Source organism: bacterium (assembly GCA_022616075.1).
In the GTDB taxonomy this organism is placed as follows: domain Bacteria; phylum Acidobacteriota; class HRBIN11; order JAKEFK01; family JAKEFK01; genus JAKEFK01.
Window position 1 is genome coordinate 18,509 of record JAKEFK010000092.1, and the last position, 18,669, is coordinate 37,177.

At 47.4% G+C, this 18,669-nt stretch carries 17 protein-coding genes; 12 read left to right on the plus strand and 5 right to left on the minus strand.

All coding sequences use genetic code 11. The annotated features are described in order from the left end of the window. Window positions 1-33: 33 nt before the first annotated feature. The 5 genes from L0156_07970 to L0156_07990 are packed head-to-tail and all read right to left on the minus strand — an operon-like array spanning window position 34 to window position 6,650. The gene (locus L0156_07970) at window positions 34-1,914 is read right to left on the minus strand and encodes a hypothetical protein (protein ID MCI0602936.1); all 1,881 of its coding nucleotides are present in this window, start codon (window positions 1,912-1,914) and stop codon (window positions 34-36) included. Next, window positions 1,851-3,725: an asparagine synthase (glutamine-hydrolyzing) gene (gene asnB, locus L0156_07975; GenBank protein MCI0602937.1), complete on the minus strand. Its 1,875-nt coding sequence runs from the start codon at window positions 3,723-3,725 to the stop codon at window positions 1,851-1,853. The genes L0156_07970 and asnB overlap by 64 nt, the downstream gene beginning before the upstream one ends. 2 nt (window positions 3,726-3,727) lie before the next feature. Next, window positions 3,728-4,522, minus strand: coding sequence for a class I SAM-dependent methyltransferase (locus L0156_07980; GenBank protein ID MCI0602938.1), 795 nt, complete (start codon window positions 4,520-4,522; stop codon window positions 3,728-3,730). Window positions 4,523-4,530: 8 nt separating this feature from the next. After that, window positions 4,531-5,778, minus strand: coding sequence for a polysaccharide ABC transporter ATP-binding protein (locus tag L0156_07985; protein ID MCI0602939.1), 1,248 nt, complete (start codon window positions 5,776-5,778; stop codon window positions 4,531-4,533). Between the two features lie 2 nt (window positions 5,779-5,780). Continuing rightward, window positions 5,781-6,650, minus strand: coding sequence for an ABC transporter permease (locus tag L0156_07990; GenBank protein MCI0602940.1), 870 nt, complete (start codon window positions 6,648-6,650; stop codon window positions 5,781-5,783). 229 nt (window positions 6,651-6,879) lie between these two features. On the opposite strand from L0156_07990, the gene L0156_07995 reads away from it, so the two are divergent. From L0156_07995 to L0156_08050, 12 genes are all read left to right on the plus strand, one after another. After that, complete coding sequence (locus L0156_07995; GenBank protein MCI0602941.1) at window positions 6,880-8,016, plus strand: glycosyltransferase; 1,137 nt, start codon at window positions 6,880-6,882, stop codon at window positions 8,014-8,016. Between the two features lie 23 nt (window positions 8,017-8,039). Next, on the plus strand, window positions 8,040-8,972 hold the full coding sequence (locus L0156_08000) for an NAD(P)-dependent oxidoreductase (protein ID MCI0602942.1): 933 nt from the start codon (window positions 8,040-8,042) through the stop codon (window positions 8,970-8,972). Then, entirely contained in the window at window positions 8,965-9,687 is a 723-nt protein-coding gene (locus L0156_08005; protein ID MCI0602943.1) for a nucleotidyltransferase family protein, read from the plus strand. Before L0156_08000 ends, L0156_08005 begins: the two co-directional genes overlap by 8 nt. A 2-nt stretch (window positions 9,688-9,689) precedes the next feature. Next, entirely contained in the window at window positions 9,690-10,655 is a 966-nt protein-coding gene (locus L0156_08010; GenBank protein ID MCI0602944.1) for a GDP-L-fucose synthase, read from the plus strand. A 22-nt stretch (window positions 10,656-10,677) separates the two neighbouring features. After that, window positions 10,678-11,613, plus strand: a complete 936-nt coding sequence (locus L0156_08015) for a GDP-L-fucose synthase (GenBank protein MCI0602945.1) — start codon at window positions 10,678-10,680, stop codon at window positions 11,611-11,613. Between the two features lie 3 nt (window positions 11,614-11,616). Then, window positions 11,617-12,381 (plus strand): hypothetical protein, encoded by a 765-nt coding sequence (locus L0156_08020; protein MCI0602946.1) that lies wholly within the window; start codon window positions 11,617-11,619, stop codon window positions 12,379-12,381. A gap of 3 nt (window positions 12,382-12,384) precedes the next feature. Further along, window positions 12,385-13,272 carry a thiamine pyrophosphate-dependent enzyme gene (locus tag L0156_08025; GenBank protein MCI0602947.1) on the plus strand — a complete coding sequence of 296 codons (888 nt, stop codon included), beginning with the start codon at window positions 12,385-12,387 and terminating at the stop codon, window positions 13,270-13,272. Then, window positions 13,245-14,153 (plus strand): hypothetical protein, encoded by a 909-nt coding sequence (locus L0156_08030; GenBank protein ID MCI0602948.1) that lies wholly within the window; start codon window positions 13,245-13,247, stop codon window positions 14,151-14,153. Before L0156_08025 ends, L0156_08030 begins: the two co-directional genes overlap by 28 nt. After that, window positions 14,150-15,676, plus strand: coding sequence for a B12-binding domain-containing radical SAM protein (locus L0156_08035; GenBank protein ID MCI0602949.1), 1,527 nt, complete (start codon window positions 14,150-14,152; stop codon window positions 15,674-15,676). Before L0156_08030 ends, L0156_08035 begins: the two co-directional genes overlap by 4 nt. After that, window positions 15,673-16,191: a type 1 glutamine amidotransferase gene (locus tag L0156_08040; GenBank protein ID MCI0602950.1), complete on the plus strand. Its 519-nt coding sequence runs from the start codon at window positions 15,673-15,675 to the stop codon at window positions 16,189-16,191. The genes L0156_08035 and L0156_08040 overlap by 4 nt, the downstream gene beginning before the upstream one ends. 1 nt (window position 16,192) lies before the next feature. Next, complete coding sequence (locus L0156_08045) at window positions 16,193-18,061, plus strand: B12-binding domain-containing radical SAM protein (GenBank protein ID MCI0602951.1); 1,869 nt, start codon at window positions 16,193-16,195, stop codon at window positions 18,059-18,061. Next, a partial coding sequence (locus L0156_08050; protein MCI0602952.1) for a kinase occupies window positions 18,062-18,669 on the plus strand: 608 nt, incomplete at its 3' end. It lies immediately after the preceding gene.

Consider the following 18,669-nt stretch of genomic DNA (forward strand, 5'->3'; position numbering starts at 1 on the left):
TCGTTCTCCCTTATGTAGTCAATTCTACACCGATCAGAAATGGGCAGCCGGTGACTTAGGACGCCATAAAGCCATCGTTTCGAAATCTACAACAGGCGCAAAATTCAGTTCCTTGAGTGTAGTTATTGCCGTGTCGCATCGGAGGATGCTGCACATGCTGACATCTTCTTCATCTCTATACTTCGGGTTGATAATGATCACTGCATTGAGATTCGTTGAATTTATCACAGTCGATAGTGGAACAATTTCGCTCCACGGCGGTCCGACTAAAGTGATTCCAGAGTGGGTTCCAAGAGAATAATGAATCTCAAACCGGCGCGGAGGTAAAGCCAACAGGCTTTCTCCTTTCTTAACGTAGCTACGAAGCTTCATCAAATCGCTCCAAATCGCAGGTGTTCTGTGCCAGGCCGGACGCTGCGGCGGCACCACCGCACTGTCGATAGGCCACAGATAGAAATTGCGACTTGTGGTTTTCGTCCGCACCAATGGATAAACAGCGATCAAGATAAGCAAGGCATATGCAAGCGGGGTCTTATATGTTGCAGGAAGAAATTTGATAACGGAAACGAAACAGATGACCACGGCCACTATGAACATCGGTCCAGGCAATAAGCCGTAATGTGCGTAGCCTCTGCTGAAGAAAGGGATTAGAGATGCATATCCCGCAATGCAGGTGAATCCCAGGACTTGACACCACGGTTGAACGATCATCACCCTGTACTTCCTTACCAAAAGGCATGCAAGCCATACAAGTGAAGCAAAAACGCTCAATGGCGCCAAAGGCCACGAAAGCCTTACGTGTTTCGCGACGGTATCCCAGAAACCTACATCGCTGCCGTATGAACGGATCTTTGGGAATGCGCTCCACAAAGGCTCCAGACCACTTCCCTCAAGAAGAAAACCAATTAAGAAAGTAATCATGGCAAACAATGGCAAGAGAAAAAGACGACGCAAATTGACCTGTTTTGCTTGATCTTGAAAACGGTAAACAACTAACAAGCTGATTGCGCCAAGCGAAAGGAGTCCTCCCTGCTGTTTGGCTAGCAAGGCCAGGCCTAAACCTGCGCCAAGCGCGAGACACCGAAGCAGACCAGCTCTTCCCAGCAGACTACGCCCTCCCCAAATCGACAATCCCAGGAAAAAGGGCAGCGTTGAGAGGGGCTCTGTTGTGCCTTCGAACCCTTCACAACGTGAGCATAAGTTTATGTAAAAGAGAGCGGCAAGAACGGCCGCATAGATATTCCGGGTTGCTCGAATCACGACGGCCGCAACGGCAACTGCATTCGCGGCAATCAAAGATAGGTACCACCATTGCAACCATTCCAGGCTTCCGTTGCCGAGCGCAAAAGGAATCTGCCAGAACATAAAAACACCGGGGAAATAAGCGTGCCGGATAGGCGTAACATCCGGAATTCCTTCTGCGAGATCCCGGGCGATGCAAGCGTAAGAATAGAAATCGATCCCCTCGATCCTGGAACGGATCATAACCATGTAACGAATCGCAATAAATATGCTGATGCAAACTGACACGATCAGCATCGACTTTGCGGCAATGTTTAGAACTGCTGAGGGTCTCGAATTCTCCCGTTGATCTCTTGCAAGGGTTGCAACAAACGTTCCAAGGATTACTAATAAAAACAGAGAACGCCTCGGGTACAACATCGGATAAAGCGCTTCAGGCCAGAAGACCAGTAACACAATTCCGGCCAGAGTCCATCCGAAAGAATTCAAGAAATCGATAAAGTTGAAAACCTTAGATCGCAACTGAAGAAGTTTGAGGGAGTTATAGATTACTATCGCTCCGATGATCAGGAGCGTGGCAATCTCCAAAAACATCAGACTGCCTGAAATCAACCGGCCAACTCCTCCAGCCACACTTCCAAAAACAGGAGCAACCAGAGTGGACCGCTGCAATCGCCACCATTCCCTTGAGTAGACACCATCGAAGCAACTCTGTCCGCGTTGAAATACTCGTAGATTCGCGCTCCGTTTTGCAATAGTCGTCCTTCCAATTCGTTTCGCAGTTCGCCTCCGGGATTGAACCAGTGTCCGATCGGTATCGAGAAACCTCTCTTTGGACGATTGACAAAATCGCGCGGGAAATGTCGCGAAAGGATATGCTTCAGCGCCCGCTTGCTTACCCAGTTTCCGCTTTCATCTTTCGTGAGTTTCATTTCCACAGGCATTTTCGCCGCATACTCCGCAACTTTTAAATCCACCAATGGAGTGCGAACTTCGAGTCCATGCATCATGCTGGCTATATCCATCTTGGTCAGGATATCGTTCGGCAGATAGGTTGCATAATCGAGAATCTGCGCCTGTGTGATGGACGGATGGTGAGAAGAGTCGCGAAAAGAGTCTTCAAAAACTTCAACCGGCAGATCCACCAGATCACGGTACTCCTCTCTCCAAAGCGACCGTCTGGCCTCTAACGGAAAATATTGAATCCATGACTGCCAGCTGGCCAAAGTTCGCCCCGCAGGTTTAGGATCCGGAGGATAACGGGAGGGCAGGATCGCTTGAGCCAGCGGACGCAACGTTCTTTTCCAGAGTACACGTTGTGGAGGTTTGTACGAGAGTGCTTGCTGCCATGCCTGATAGCTATAGTATCCGGCAAAAGCTTCATCGCCACCGTCGCCAGACAAAACCATAGGGACAAATTCACGCGCCATACTACAAACGTAATACGTAGGAACCGCCGAACTATCTCCAAATGGTTCGCCATAATGCTGCGCCAGCTTTGGTAGGATGGATGTTGCGTCTGCTTTGACAATCTCCACCTTATGATCCGTTTGCCAGCGAGCAGCCACCTGCTGAGCGTACGCAATTTCATTGAATGCTGCTTCCTCAAATCCAATTGTGAATGTTTGAACCTGGTGTCCTAATTCTTCCGCCATCATTCCAACAACAGTTGTTGAATCAATTCCGCCTGAAAGTAACGCACCGAACGGAACGTCTGAAACAAGGTGGGCCTTTACCGAATCACGGATCACGTGCTCCAAGCCTTCTGCCCATTCTGCCATCGATAAACCTTCTTGAGGCTCGAATTGAAGGGCCCAGTACTTTTCCGGTTCTTCCAGCCTGCCATCCATGTGTACCAGCAATCGATGTGCCGGCAAAAGTTTGTATACGTCACGAAAGATGCTCAACGGCGCCGGTATGTATTGTAAGAAGAGATACTGATCGAGAGCACGAAGGTCGACTTCAGTAGGACAGTCCGGCAAAACCCGTAATGCTTGAAGCTCAGACGCAAAGATTAGGCGACTGTTCTTCATACTGTAGTAGAGCGGCTTAATCCCAAAATGATCTCTCGCCAAGAAAACGACGCGTTGCCTCCAATCAAAAATGGCAAAGGCAAACATGCCGCGGAAACGCTCCACACAATGTTTTCCCCACTCTTGCCAGCTATGCAGAATCACTTCCGTATCCGATTTCGAGTGAAAGAGGTAACCCTTCGACTGAAGTTCCGCCATGAGTTCGCGGTAGTTGTAAATCTCTCCGTTGAAAGTAATCGCAACCTGCCCATCCTGGGTGAACATGGGTTGCTGTCCGGTTTCCAAATCTATGATAGCCAGCCGGCGGGTTCCGAGAGCTGCGCCGTCGCGAACATAAACACCTTCCCCGTCAGGACCACGGTGCGCAATGGCTCGGGTCATCCGGTCAATGTCGACCCGCAGAGATCTGGTATCTCCCTCCCATTGCACAATTCCTGCTATACCGCACATAGTTACATTTCAGATTGAAAAAGATAAACGTTGTTTGATCCTTCGCTGGTTTCCTCGATCTTGAGTGGAACGAAACCTCTTTTACGGCAAAAGTCCACAACCTCTTCGCGTGACGCGACTTCATAAGGATATCCTCCCAGCCAGTCGAGTAAATCATGGTACGCGGTCATTCCACGCGGATGTTTTACGTTCCATGCAAATGGATTTTGATTTCGCTTCCATCGGAGCAGCATCCGCTTCGCTATCTCTTTTGTCACAATTACTTTCTTGCCAACCACAGAGGCCCTGTTGAAAGTTTGTTTTAAAGCCAGATCGTCGCCATAAGCAGGCCCCTTAACATAAATTGCTATCCAGAAGAGGCCCCCTTTCTTAACGAGAGAACAGGCCTGGGTTATGGCTTTCCACATTGCGCCGGTGTGATGAAGTACGCCCCAGGAATACACGATGTCATATGTGTCCAATGTGCGGGTGAAATCATTATCAAGGATTGAACCATGATAAATTTGCCAATTCTCCGGCTTATTTGATTTTTCCCATAGACTTTGGGTGGCCTGAATACTGTGCCGATCCACATCAAAAGAGACGATCTCCTTCGCGCCTGCCAGATAGAAACAGAGTGAATGCAGTCCCGAGCCGGAACCAATATCAAGAACCGTTTTACCGGACACAGTATCAGGCCCCAGCCAGGTGGTGATGTTACTTTGAGCGGAATCGATTGCGTCTTGAGATATTGTTCTTAGAAAGGACTCCCAGTTTTCTCCGAATGAAAAAGTAATGGGTACGTTTTCAGCTTCCATTGCTTTTTTCAAGCTTCTCGTACCCAATTGCAAACAAGGAGGAGTGCGCCATGTCTTCCTCCAGGCGTGTCATTCAATAAAGACGCAGTCTCGTGAACGAGAAAAGTAAGTTGATCGACAGCATCCAGAGTGCCCTGCGAAACGCTCCATAATACAGCTTTGATGGTATATGTGCGTGGCATGAAAATGTTCTTTGGCAGTTGAACGGCGTACCTGTGCGTTCCGATTTCTCTATCGACGGGAAGTCCTACATCACCAGGAACAGATGAAAACAAACTATTTCTCTCAGCATCATAGACTGTAATTCCTAATTGCATATCGCTAATCGGTTTTTGAATCACAAAATCCATGACCATTCGCACTTCACTGGCAGTTGTAACATGTTCGATAGGTTCGCCATTGCCATTTGCGAGACACACCTTTGTGAAGAAAATATCTGAAACGGGAGACGAATCTCTTTCCCAGAAGGTACGTTGTCCGCCGAGTGAATCCAGATAACGAGCGGTAACGGTTTTGCTATCGCCAATAGCTTGGATTGTTCCGTGGTCCAGAAAAACTGCGCGGCTGCACAGTCTTTGTATGGCAGCCATATTGTGGCTTACAAAAAGAACCGTCCTTCCCTGGGTTGCCGCAGTGTCCATTCTTCCAAGACATTTCCTTTGGAATTCGGCGTCACCTACCGCCAGCACTTCGTCTACAACAAGAATCTCAGACTCAAGGTACGCAGCCACAGCAAATGCTAGCCGGACATACATTCCGCTGGAATATCGTTTCACGGGCGTATCAATAAATTCCTTAACGCCTGAGAAATCCACGATCTCATCAAATTTTTTCTGGATTTCTACCTTGTGCATCCCCAGAATCGCCCCGCTCAGAAAGACATTTTCCCGTCCTGTAAGCTCCGGATGAAAACCGGTGCCGATTTCTAATAAACCCGCAATGCGCCCTTTAATTTTCGCAAAGCCTCTTGTCGGCGCGGTAATTCTGCAAAGGATCTTAAGCAGGGTGCTTTTGCCCGCACCGTTTCGACCAATAATTCCAACTGCTTCCCCTTGCATTATTTGAAGATTGATATCTTGAAGAACCCAGATTTTTCTCGCATGTGCGGAGCCCGACAGATCACTGCTGGAGGTGGGATCTGGTCTTCGAAGAAGGTGAGCGGTCCACCGCTCAATATCTTCGCGCAACGTATTTGTGCCAATGGTTCCAAGTCTGTACTGCTTGCTTAAGTTCTCAGTGACGATTGCGAGGGGCATCGTTACAATGTATCCATGAAAGTACTTTCAGCTCGATTGAAAAGGAGCACGCCTGTTATCAGAATGGCAACGGTAAAGGCAAAACAGTAAAACAAATGATGGGGATTGAACGTGCCTGCACCAAGAAATGCATAGCGAAACGTCTCCACGATGGGCGCCATGGGATTTATCCAAACAAGATGGTGAAAGCGCTGTGGGATCGAGGAAACGGGGTAAATAACAGGAGTGACGAAGAGTAGAAGCTGAGAACCAAAAATTATCAGATGATTGAGATCTCGATAGCGCGTTGTAAGGGCGGATACGATGATGCCAAACCCCAATCCCAAACAAGCCATCATGAACAACAGCAGAGGGAGCAAAAGCAACGATAGGTTCGGACTCACCTCTGCGCCTGCAACTTTAAAATAGGCAAGAAATAACAAAAAAATTGCAGCTTGAATAGAAAAACTGATCAAGTTGCCTATTGCAATCGCAATCGGAATTGCCAATCTGGGGAAATATACTTTTTCGAACAATGCTTTGTTGTTGACAAAAGTGGATGAAGTTTTCGTCAGGTTCGCCGAAAAATAATTCCAGATAATCGTTCCGGAAAGATAAAACAGAAGCGGTGGGAGTCCATCGGTGGATAAATTTGCTACTTTGCTGAAAACAAACAAGTAAGTGAGCGCCACAGTAACGGGTTGGATGATGTACCACACCGGACCCAAAATAGTCTGCTTGTATGTGGAAATAAAATCACGCCAGACGAAAATGCCGATGAGTTCCCGAGCATTCCACAGCTCGCCAAAGGGAATATCGAGCAGTGCTCGATGGGGACGGATAATCAGGTCCCAGACAACTGGCTGTCCATCAGAATTTTTCAGATCGTTCATGAATCGTTTTTCAATTATAGCAAATCGGCAGAGTCAGGACGTCAGCCTGCATGATCAGGTGGTGTCAGCAAATCCAGCTGTGAGTTCGATTATACTAACAGGTCAAATACATGCGCTACGCAACCAAAGGAGTTGCCGGTTTACCAGAACAAACCGGCAAGATCATGATCGCTTTTGAAAAAGCGTGCCCTGGCATCACGTCTCTACCACGAAGAAATCCCTCTGACGTATGAGATTCCTCTTCATTAATACGGACTATTCGCCCTTCTTACGCTCGCTTTATGGCATCAATCAACAATTGGCGAATGAAAGCTATCAAAAGCAGTTAGAAGCCCGAGAGGATACCCTATTTGGAACTGCGGATTTTTATTCGAAGAACTTACGAAGAATTGGTCATGAAGCATGGGACATTCATGCAAACAACTTTGACTTACAGAATGCCTGGTTTAGAGAGTTCTCACAGGGAACAAAACCTGAACGGAAAAAGCCGCTTTCTTCATTGAGGCGCTTTCTGCAGGAACGAATTCAGCCTTTCAGACAAAGCCGACAGGCATGGGTATATGAAATCCTGGCGGCTCAGATCAAGTTTTACAGACCCGATGTTGTAGTAAATCTCGACGTAAGATTCATTAGCACACCGTTTTTAAAGCAAATGAAGCCGCAGATCCGGTTGCTGGTAGCCCAACATGCCGCGACCTTACTGCCGGATACCCAGGATTTCAGTTGCTACGACCTAGCTGTCTCGTCATTCCCTCCAACGGTTGAATTCTTTAAGCGCAAAGGATTGCCGGCCTACTCATGGCCGATGGCCTTCGAGACATCCATTTTGCCGGAAATTCAGAATACAGAACAAACGAGCACAGTTACTTTTGTAGGTAATTTTTTTAAAGGTGTTCATGATAGTCGAAGAGAGTTGATAGAATTTCTGTGCAAGACGTTTGATGTAATGGAAGTCTGGGGGCCTTCCATTGAGCAATTCCCCCAGAATTCGTCGATTCGTAAGCATTACAAGGGTGAAGCATGGGGACGCAAACTTTATGAAATTTTATCCAGATCAAAAATTACCGTGAATCATCACGGTGACATTCCGCCTTTTGCAAATAACATGAGATTATACGAAGCAACCGGCGTTGGAACCATGCTGATAACAGACTGGAAGGAAAACCTTGTCGACTTGTTTGAGCCTCAAAAAGAAGTTGTGACATACCGCAATTTTGAAGAATGCGCCGAGTTTATAAAGTATTACCTGGACCATTCCTCTGAACGGGAATCGATTGCCAGAGCCGGTCAACTGAGAACACTTCACGACCATACATATTTTCAGAGAATGAAAGAGTTCGTCAAAATTGTCAGCAAACATCTTTAGTGTCATGCGGTAGAATTCTGTCTATGCAAATACTTGTTACAGGCGGAGCAGGATACCTCGGATCCATTTTGTGCGAACACCTGCTCACGGCGGGACACAAAGTTTGCGTGATCGATAACCTGATTTACCGTCAACAAAGTCTCATTCATTTGTGTTCCGATCCATCCTTTGATTTTGTTTTCGGGGATGTAAGGGACGAACAACTGATAAAGAGTCTGTTAAGAGACGCAGACGCAATTATCCCCTTAGCAGCAATCGTGGGAGCTCCCGCGTGCGATCTCGATCCGTTGCTCGCTACTTCGGTGAATCTGGAGGCCATTCGGCTCCTGAACCGGCTCCGGAGCCGCGACCAGATCATTATTTATCCCACAACAAACAGCGGTTACGGCACAAAGAGTGGCGACGTTTACTGCACGGAAGAAACACCATTAGAACCGATCAGTCTTTATGGCCGGACAAAAGTGGAGGCGGAGAGAGAGTTGTTGGGCAGTAACAACAGCATCGCCTTGCGTCTGGCAACTGTTTTTGGTATGTCACCCCGCATGCGATTGGATGTACTGGTGAATCATTTTGTCTACGCGGCTGTTACAGATGGTTACATTGTTTTGTTTGAAAAAGATTTCAAACGCAATTTTGTTCACATTCGGGATGTTGCCGATTGTTTTCTTTTCTGTTTGGAGAACATCGACAGGATGATGGGACGCACCTTCAACGTAGGTCTCGATAGCGCAAATATATCGAAAGAAGAGTTGGCGCTGAAGGTAAAAGAGCACGTCCCTCAGTTTTCGATACAGCATGCTCCCCTTGCCTCCGACCCGGACAAACGAAATTACATCGTTTCCAACCAGCGGCTGCGTGAAGCGGGATTTGAAGCAACGCGCTCTTTGGATCAAGGCATTCAGGAGATATTGAAAGGTTACCGAATGCTTGCCTTTTCTCCTTTCAAAAATGCCTGAGCCAGCGCAGAAATTTTCCGATTTAACAACGATCATTCTTGCGGGTGGTCTGGGAACGAGACTGCGCGACTCTGTTCCGGACCGCCCTAAAGTTCTGGCTGAAGTCCGCGGCCGCCCTTTTCTGACTTACCTTTTTGATCAAATTCAAGAGGCAGGAACCAGAGAGGTTATTCTTTGCACCGGTTATTTGGGGGAGCAGATTGACAATCTATTCGGCGATACTTACATGAGTCTGAAACTGACTTATTCAAGAGAGCGTGAACCATTGGGTACAGCGGGAGCTTTGCGCCTGGCGTTGCCTCTAATAAAATCGAACCCTGTCCTTATTATGAATGGTGATTCGATCTGTTTGACCGATTTGAAAGACATGTTGAAATGGCATGACTCAAAAAAGTCACAGGCTACCATTTTGCTCACACGGGTCGCAGAAATGAGCCGTTATGGTCAAGTGCAAACCGATCCTGTCTCTTCAGTCGTAACTCGATTTGAAGAGAAAGGCAGTGCATCGGAGTCAGGGTGGGTTAACGCCGGTGTGTATCTGCTGGCTCGCAAAATGATCAAAGAAATCCCTGCCGGCTCCTTTCTTTCGCTCGAAGAGCAAATATTCCCTTCCTGGATCGGACGAGGATTACTTGGTTATCAAAGTGGTGGGCCATTTCTGGACATAGGAACTCCGGAATCTTATAAGCGTGCCTCTGAGTTTTTAGGAGATTAGCTTTGCAAAAAGATTCGAGAATCTGGGTTGCGGGGAGGAATACATTGATCGGCTCGGCATTGTTGCGCCAGCTCAAAAAGCAAGCCTACACAAATGTAGTCGATTTCGAACTGGATACTTATGAATCGCGCCAGGTCGAAGATTTCTTCTCATCGGTGCAGCCAGAATACGTTTTCGTCACGGCAGGACGGTCCGGCGGAATCAAATTAAACAGGGACCATCCTGCTGAGCTGATGCTTTCCAACTTATTAGCAGGATCGCTGGTGATTCACAATGCTCACCGTTTCGGCATTCGAAAATTGCTGTATCTGGCAAGCTCTTGCTGCTATCCAAAGCACTGCCAGCAACCGATGAAGGTGGAATCGATTATGACTGGAATTCTCGAACCGACTAGCGATGCGTATGCCGTTGCCAAAATCGCGTGCATGAAACTTTGTGAGGCATATAAAAGGGAGCACGATGATGTTTTCATAACCGGAATTCCTGCCGATGCATTCGGACCAGGTGATGTTTACGATTTTGAGAATGCGCATGTACTCCCGGCGCTTCTTCGGAAAATGCATGAAGCAGCGAGGGCGAAGTCGGGCGAGGTGGTTGTTTGGGGTTCAGGAAAACCTCGCCGCGAATTCGTATTTGTCGATGACCTCGCTGATGCATGCCTCTTCGTTATGCAACATTACGAGGGTCATCTCCCCGTTAATCTTGGCGGTGGTACAGAGTTGTCCATCGCGGAGCTCGCAGAAGCGATCCGGAAAGTGGTTGGATATTCTGGAAAAATAGTTTATGACCTGAGTTATCCGGACGGAATGCTTTTCAAAGCTCTTGACTCAAGCATACTGTTAGAAATGGGTTGGAAGCCGATCACATCTTTTCAAAGAGCTCTGCAAATCACCTATCAAGATTTCCTGAATAGTAGTGGCAGAGCATTTGCCGCAACTACGCACCAATCAGAACCTGATTTGAGTTAGTATAATCGAGAGGGAGATGACCATGAAGCAGGATCAGCGGATTTTTGTCGCCGGTGCCTCGGGGTTGGTCGGTTCGGCCATCTACCGCGTGCTGAAAAAACAAGGGTTTACTCAAATCATCGTCAAATCGCGAAAAGAGTTGGACCTGCTGGATCAACCACAGGTTTCTCAATTCTTCCTCGAAACGCGGCCTGAAATTGTTTTCCTCTGCGCAGGGAAAGTGGGAGGAGTTTACGCAAACGATACCTATCGCGCTGAGTTTATCTACGAAAACCTCCAGATTGAAGCAAATGTCATTCACTCCTCTTATGTGGCAGAAGTAAAAAAGCTGATCTTTTTTGGCTCTTCCACCATGTATCCGAAGAATTGCCCTCAGCCGATGAAAGAACAGCATCTGATGACCGGTTTATTGGAACCCACGAATGAAGCACTGGGTATGGCGAAACTCGCTGGAATGAAAATGTGCCAATCCTACAATCTTCAATACGGCACGGACTTTATTACGATCATTCCTTCTAATCTTTATGGGATCAATCAGAATTATGCGCCTCTGAATTCCATGGTCATTCCTTCGTTGATTCGAAAATTTTACGAGGCAAAAAAAGGAGGGAAAAACGAAGTCATTATCTGGGGCTCCGGACGTGGCATCCGTGACTTTCTTTTTTCAGACAGTTGCGCTGTGGCAGCAATTTTTCTGGGACAAAACTATAGTGGCAATGCTCCGGTGAATGTGGGGTCCGGTGTTGATACGACGGTTCAAGAACTCGCAGAAGTGATCAAGAAAATTGTCGGTTTTGAAGGGACGATTGTCTACGATCGATCTAAAACTGATGGGACACTCATTAAACTCCTGGACCTTACCGAGATTTCCGAGATGGGATGGAAGAATCAGATGGCGCTGGAAGAAGGAATTGAAATCTGCTACTCCGATTTCCTAACCAGAATCGGAAAATCCTGATTTATGGGAAAACGGATTAAAGCCTCAGAAAGAGATCAAAGGACTCTGGAGCGTCTGAGACAAGCTTCCTCCCGTTCGATCAAAACTTTTGAGCAGCCGGAAGACTACCGGAATAAGGTCGTTTTAAAACCCTGGGGTTATGAATTCCTGGTGTTCGAAAATGAACACGTTGCGATCTGGTTTTTGCATCTTGGAGAAGGCCATTCGACCTCCATGCACTGCCATCCCGGCAAACAGACTTCGCTGATTCTCCTCAAAGGTGAAGTGCAGTGCAATTTTTTCGGTCAGAGGGCGCATCTGAAACCTATGAGCTCGATCGCAATTGACCGGGGCGTGTTTCATTCCACCAAGGCGCTTCTATCGAGTGGCGCTTTTCTGATCGAAGTCGAATCTCCGCCCGCCAAAACAGACCTGGTGAGACTGAAAGATGAATATGACCGCCAATCTTCAGGTTACGAGGGTATGTCTGAGATGCGAACAGACGGCTTGGAGGAGTTTGGCTATTTCTGGATCGACGGCTCTCCCCTTTCTCCGCATTCTATTGGCAACTGCTGCATCGATGTTGTGTCCTTTTCCAGTCAAGATTCTCTGAAGACTTTCGAATGGTCTGATTCCGCGTATTACTGCTGCTGCCGCGGGGAACTGTTGGATTCCAGAGAAAAAAAAGTATTATGCATCGGAAATATTGAAAGGGGGGCGGAGCTTCTTCAATTAGATTCCCTCAATTTGCATGGCGAGCTTGTCCTTATGCGATTTCAGGTGGAATAGAAAATGCGATCTGCAACTTTAGGCCAGATTCCAGGATTACCACAAGAATTTGGCAACGACTTCGCCAGAGAGCTTTTCCGCCGAGGGAATTTTGCGCGTCACTTTGAATTAAAAGTGAAAGAGGCTTATGACAAAAAGATTTTTAGCATTCCGATTTATCTTTCTCTTGGCTCTGAATTCAATAGCGCTGCGTTGTCACTGTCATTTCCGGATTGTTTAATCTTCGGACAACATCGATGCCATTCTTTGTATCTGAACTATGGAGGAAAGCCTGAAGAATTGCGGGATGAACTTCTGGGATTGCCCTCCGGTTGCTCCGGAGGAATGTCCGGATCGAACGCAATCCAGGGCCGTGACATAAAGATGTTCGGACATAGCGGATTGATGGGAGAACAGATCCCGATTGCCGTTGGAGCTGCTCTGGCGAGTTCTAAACGAACTTTAGCGATTTGTGGAGATGCATCCGTTGAAGAAGATTACATTTATCCGTCTTTAGGATTCACGGCCACACGAAAACTTCCCGTGCTTTTTGTTTGCGAAGACAATGATTTGAGCATCCTGACCAAAACTGAAGTCCGGAGAAATTGGTCCCCGGTTGATGTTGCGCGTTCACTGGGAATCCCCGCAGTCGATATTACGGATGATCCGTGGCTGATCGCGCATCATACGAAACAGATGAGCAAGAATCTTCCCGGTTTCATCAATATTCGAACCGTTCGAGTGCTCTGGCACGCCGGCGTCGGAACGGATGGGCTGCCGGAATGGGATCGTTACGAATGGATTAGAGGACAGCTCGCGTACCTGGGTCTTGGAAATGAAATGGAAGCAATGGACCGCGAAAACAAAGGAAAAACAGATCTGCTATGGGAAAAACAACTGCAGAAACGATAAAAGAAATCACCAGAAATCACCTGGAAAAAGGGAATGGTCTATTGCTCGGTCAGTGTGTTACGGCGGTCGGATGGATCGGTGGTACGGTTCCGGATTGCACGGGGATTGTTGAGATCCCGATGACTGATATTGCTGCGCCAGGATTTGCTGTGGGTTGCGCTTTAATGGGAAGACGACCCATCTTTGTCATCCGGTACCAGGGGTTTATGTGGTATAACTGTAGTTCTTTAGTGAATTACGCCGCAAAATCTAAAGCAGTTTGGGGGGTTCCCGTACCCATCTTTATCCGGTCCATCGGAATGGAAGGGAACGGGATAGGACATACCGCTTCTTCCAGCATTCACAGCATTTTCATGCACTCACCCGGAATGCCGGTTGCCGCGCCCATGACTCCGGGAGAGTATAAAAACGTGTGGGATCACTTCATGAAAAATGATGATCCTATTTATGTAAGCGAGCATCGGAGAAGTTTTACGATTGATCGTGAGATGGAAGATGAATTTGTTGAGGACGCAGATATTACTGTGTTTGCTATTTCCGCTTCGCGGCTCAATCTTCTGGAAGCGAAAGAAATCCTGAAGACAAACGGCGTGAAACTAAACATTGTCCACAGCTTGTGGTTGAAACCATTTCAACCGTCAGAGCGGGCGCTGGAAAGTTTGAAGAAATCCAAAATGGGGTTGGTGATTGATTCAGACTACGAGATCACCGGCGCATCTCGATCAATCGCTTATGAACTGATGCACCAAACTGGGAAGCCGGTCCATGCATTAGGATTGGAAGACCGCGTATGCGGTGTCGCACCTCATCTGGAAAATATCACGCCGCCGGCAGAAAAAATCATTCGTTCCATTCAATCCTTACTTTCACAAAAGAAATGAAAAAGAGTCATATTGATCTCTTGCTGGTGAATGCGCCTGGTAAGAAGCGTGTTTACCAATCTCTTGCAAATGATCTTGCTGCTTATGAACCTCCGATCTGGGCTGGTCTTATTGGGAATTCTGCAAGGAAGCATGGTTATGGTGTTGGAATTCTGGATGCAGAAGCCGAACTTCTAACTTATGAAGAGACGGTTTCTCGAATTCTAGAAGCAAATCCTGTGCTCACGGTATTTGTTGTGTATGGCCAGCAACCATCTGCTTCAACACAGTGCATGCCTGCGGCCGGTGATGTTGCCAGAATGATCAAGGAAGCAAATCCTGCGCTGAAAATCATGTTTATAGGAACGCACCCGAGCGCGCTTCCCGAAAAAACTCTGCGGGAAGAAGCAACCGACTTTGTCTGCCAGGGGGAGGGACCGTATACGATTCTGGGCGTTCTCGAAGCATTGAAATCCGGATCTGATCAGTTTCGCTCGATTGGCGGACTCTGGTACATGGAAAATGGCACAGTCGCATCCAGCCCCGTTTTCAATAACATCAAGAATCTAGAGGAGGAACTGCCGGGCATGGCCTGGGACCTGCTCCCCATGAAAAACTACAAAGCACATAACTGGCATTGCTGGGATCACATTCATGATCGCCAACCCTACGCTTCGCTCTATGCAAGTTTCGGATGCCCCTACAAGTGCAGTTTTTGTTGCATCAATGCACCATTTGGCGGGAGCGGCATCCGGTACTTTTCTCCGCAATCTGTCATCAAGGAAATTGATATTCTGGTCAACGACTACGGAGTCAAGAATATTAAGTTCGCAGATGAAATGTTTGTACTGAAACCGGCTCAGGTTCTCGGCATTTGCGATCTGATTATTGAACGCAGCTACAAACTCAATATCTGGGCGTATGCACGAGTGGATACGATTCGCGATCCGTTCCTTGAGAAATTGAAGAAGGCCGGTTTCAACTGGCTTGGAATCGGCATTGAATCGGGCAGTAAATACGTTCGTGATGGAGTCGAGAAAGGCCGCTTTGGTGATGAAGATATTGCCAAAATAGTTGCCAAAACGAGAGCCCACGGAATTTATGTGGGAGCCAACTATATCTTCGGATTGCCGGATGATACTTTCGAATCCATGCAGGCCACGCTGGATCTGGCGCTGCAATTAAACACTGAGTGGGCGAATTTTTATTCGGCGATGGCATATCCCGGATCGCCATTGCACAAAATGGCGGTGGACCAGAAGCTTCCTTTGCCGGAAAACGAAGGAGGGCCCGGCTGGATCGGATACTCACAGCATGCGTTTGAAACGCTCCCACTGCCAACCAATAAACTATCTTCCGGCGAAGTATTGGCTTTCAGGGACCATGCATTTCATACCTATTTTTCGAGTCCCAATTATCTGGGGATGATGAGGACGAAATTTGGACAAGATGTGTTGGATCATGTACAGTTTATGACGAATCATAAGTTGGAACGAAAGTACGCGGCGCATCTTAATTTTTTGGCAAAGGCAGAAACAAAGTGAAAAAAGCAGTGATTATTACCGGTCCTGGTTTTCAAGATGAGGAATATATTTACCCCTACTATCGTTTGATTGAAGCTGGATTTCAGGTCGATGTTGCGACCAAAGATGGCGCAGTTGTTCATGGAAAATATGGAAACCCAGCCAAAGCAACGATGAGCACCTCGGATCTAAAGGTTTCCGATTTCGATATGGTCTTCATCCCGGGTGGGTTTGAAGCTCCCGATCGAGTTCGAATCATTCCAGAGGTTTTGGAATTCATCCGTGAGATGGATAAAGCTGGAAAATTGGTTGCCGCAATCTGCCATGGTCCATGGGTTTTGATTTCCGCCGGAATTACAAGGGGCCGAAGAATGACGGCCTACTGGAGCATTGAGGCGGATGTTAAGAATTCAGGAGCAGAATATCTGCACAAAGTTCCCGTTGTGATCGATCGAAATCTCATAACCTCTCCTCATTACAACAACAATGCCGACTTCATGAAGGCCGTCGTGGACTACTGGAAAGAGAGGGATTGAGATGCCCGCAGTAGAGCAGCCCATCGTAAAAAGATACGACCACATTTACGAGGCTGCCGATTCTTCCTTTGACGATCTTCTGAAAATGAGATCAAAACTCAATTCTGTTTTTGATCATCCTCTTTACAAAAAAATTCTGCTGATTCATTGCCCGCAAATCAGTGAACAGGATTTCCTCTGGGAGAATGCAAGGCTGAAGCGATATCCGAATTTCCCTCCTTACGGACCTGCGATTTTAGTGACCTCGCTTGAAGAACATGGCTATTCAACGGACCTTTGTGATCTGGGTCACGAAGTCATTGGACACGCTCACCGCGTTTCATCAGCCGCCGAATTCAGTTATCGGATCTGGGAAAAGGTACTTGACAAGAAAATAGCTGAATTTCAGCCCGATGTTGTGGGCTTGAGCTGCATGTTTAATATGGGGCACCAGCCGATCAAAGACATCGCTCATTACATCCGCTCGAATTATCCGGAGATGCCGATCCTTGCCGGCGGTGTGCATGTTTCGCTCACGACAGAGCAATTCCTGCAAGATGTGCCGGATGTTGATTTTGTTTTGCTCTACGAAGCCGACCACAGCATTGTTTCGTTTTTTGATGTTGTGAATGCTGCCAGGCCGGTCGAGGAATTGCGACAGGTTGCCACACTGATGGATGGTCAGGTGATCAAACTGTCAAAACGGTCTACGCCGGAAGAGCTCGTTTATTCTCCGGATTTCAAAGACCTGCCGCTCCGGGAATATTCGCAGGTGGGCAGAATCGGCGCGTATACCTTTTTGCGTCCCGAAACAGCGATAGCAGCAACTGTGCTGTCAACACGCGGTTGCCGGGCCAGATGTGGTTTTTGCTCGGTCCGCAGTGTTAATGGCCCCGGCGTACGAACTCGGACCGTGGATGATGTAATTGATGAAATTCAAAATCTGCGGGATCGATATGGTGTCAGCCACATCATGTGGTTGGATGATGATGTGTTCTACGATGGGGAACGCGCGATTGAGCTTTTTGAAAAACTTGCGGCGCGAAAGCTTGGTGTTACTTCCGATATGTCGAATGGTGTTATAGCTGCTTGTTTGAATCCAAGACTGCTGAAAGCCTGTGTTGACGCAGAAGTGGTCGGTTTCAATATCGGGATTGAGTCCGGAAATCCGGAAATGCTCCGGTTCATGAAGAAGCCGGGTACGGTTGAATCCTTTAGAAAGGCCGCAAAATATCTGGAAGATACGCCGAGTATCTTCACCAAAGGGTTTCTTATCATTGGTTTTCCAAACGAAACTCTGGCGATGATGCTGGATACTGTGAATTTATCTCTGGAAATGAAATTGGATTGGATGCCACTTCAAATACTCACCCCCATGACAGGAACACCTATTTTTCAGCTGATGCAGGATCAGGGATTGCTGGGCGATATCCCGGCAACTGTCCTTGGCAAATCCAGAACGTTTCAAGTGGGCGCAACCGGAACGCTGGGCAAGCGAGAAAAACTGGAAAAGGAAAAAGCCAAGAACTTTGTGAATTTATTTTCGGGTGATCTATCGCGAGTGCCCGCGCGTGAAGAAATGGAAGACCTGTACATGGCAATTGACTGCCAGATCAATTACAAAATTGTTTTGGACTACGATGCCCGCGACAAACTGGACAGAAAGCGCCTTGAAAAGAAAAGAGCAATGATTACTGAGATCTGCAATAAGATGACAAACGAAAATGCTCTTGGCACTCTGTTTTGGGCCATTATCGAACGAAAGTTAGGGAATCATGATGAAGCGAATCGATTGTTTGAATTAGCGCGGCATTACAGGAATATTTCCGCTTTTTGGCAGGTCCGTTTTCGAGTTCTCGATTTAGATCCTTTGTTTAGTGAGTTTAATTGATTGATCATAACGCGAACACCTTATCGCATCTCGTTTTTTGGTGGGGGGACCGATTACCCCGCCTGGTATCGCCAGCATGGCGGAGCAGTGCTGGCCAGCGCGATTAACAAATACTGTTACCTTACCTGCCGTTATTTGCCTCCCTTTTTCAATCACCGAATTCGGGTGGTTTACTCGAAGATTGAAGACTGCCAATCCATTGATCAGATCCAGCATCCTGCCGTCCGGGAAACGCTTCGGTTTATAGGAATGGAACGCGGTGTGGAGATTCATCACGATGGAGATTTGCCTGCGCGAAGCGGTATCGGTTCCAGCTCCGCATTCACTGTGGGATTGCTTCATGCCTTGTATGCGCTCAAGGGCAATATGCCAAGCCGGCGGCAACTGGCGGTAGAAAGCATTCACCTGGAACAGGAAATTCTAAAAGAAACCGTGGGGTCTCAGGATCAGGTTCTGGCTGCTTATGGCGGGATGAATCATGTGACTTTTTTGCAAAACGGGGAATTTTCGGTCCGTCCGATTGTGATTGACTCCGGCCGGCTGAAGGAGCTGAATTCTCATCTCATACTTTTTTATACGGGAATCATACGGACAGCATCCAAGATCGC

Bases quoted from the DNA above. Each gene is read 5' to 3' on its own strand.
- L0156_08045 (MCI0602951.1), top strand. From the start codon at position 16,193: ATGCCCGCAGTAGAGCAGCCCATCGTAAAAAGATACGACCACATTTAC.
- L0156_08005 (MCI0602943.1), top strand. From the start codon at position 8,965: ATGCCTGAGCCAGCGCAGAAATTTTCCGATTTAACAACGATCATTCTT.
- L0156_08035 (MCI0602949.1), top strand. From the start codon at position 14,150: ATGAAAAAGAGTCATATTGATCTCTTGCTGGTGAATGCGCCTGGTAAG.
- L0156_08025 (MCI0602947.1), top strand. From the start codon at position 12,385: ATGCGATCTGCAACTTTAGGCCAGATTCCAGGATTACCACAAGAATTT.
- L0156_07985 (MCI0602939.1), bottom strand. From the start codon at position 5,778: ATGCCCCTCGCAATCGTCACTGAGAACTTAAGCAAGCAGTACAGACTT.
- asnB (MCI0602937.1), bottom strand. From the start codon at position 3,725: ATGTGCGGTATAGCAGGAATTGTGCAATGGGAGGGAGATACCAGATCT.
- L0156_08030 (MCI0602948.1), top strand. From the start codon at position 13,245: ATGGGAAAAACAACTGCAGAAACGATAAAAGAAATCACCAGAAATCAC.
- L0156_07990 (MCI0602940.1), bottom strand. From the start codon at position 6,650: ATGAACGATCTGAAAAATTCTGATGGACAGCCAGTTGTCTGGGACCTG.
- L0156_07980 (MCI0602938.1), bottom strand. From the start codon at position 4,522: ATGGAAGCTGAAAACGTACCCATTACTTTTTCATTCGGAGAAAACTGG.
- L0156_08000 (MCI0602942.1), top strand. From the start codon at position 8,040: ATGCAAATACTTGTTACAGGCGGAGCAGGATACCTCGGATCCATTTTG.
- L0156_08020 (MCI0602946.1), top strand. From the start codon at position 11,617: ATGGGAAAACGGATTAAAGCCTCAGAAAGAGATCAAAGGACTCTGGAG.
- L0156_07995 (MCI0602941.1), top strand. From the start codon at position 6,880: ATGAGATTCCTCTTCATTAATACGGACTATTCGCCCTTCTTACGCTCG.
- L0156_08015 (MCI0602945.1), top strand. From the start codon at position 10,678: ATGAAGCAGGATCAGCGGATTTTTGTCGCCGGTGCCTCGGGGTTGGTC.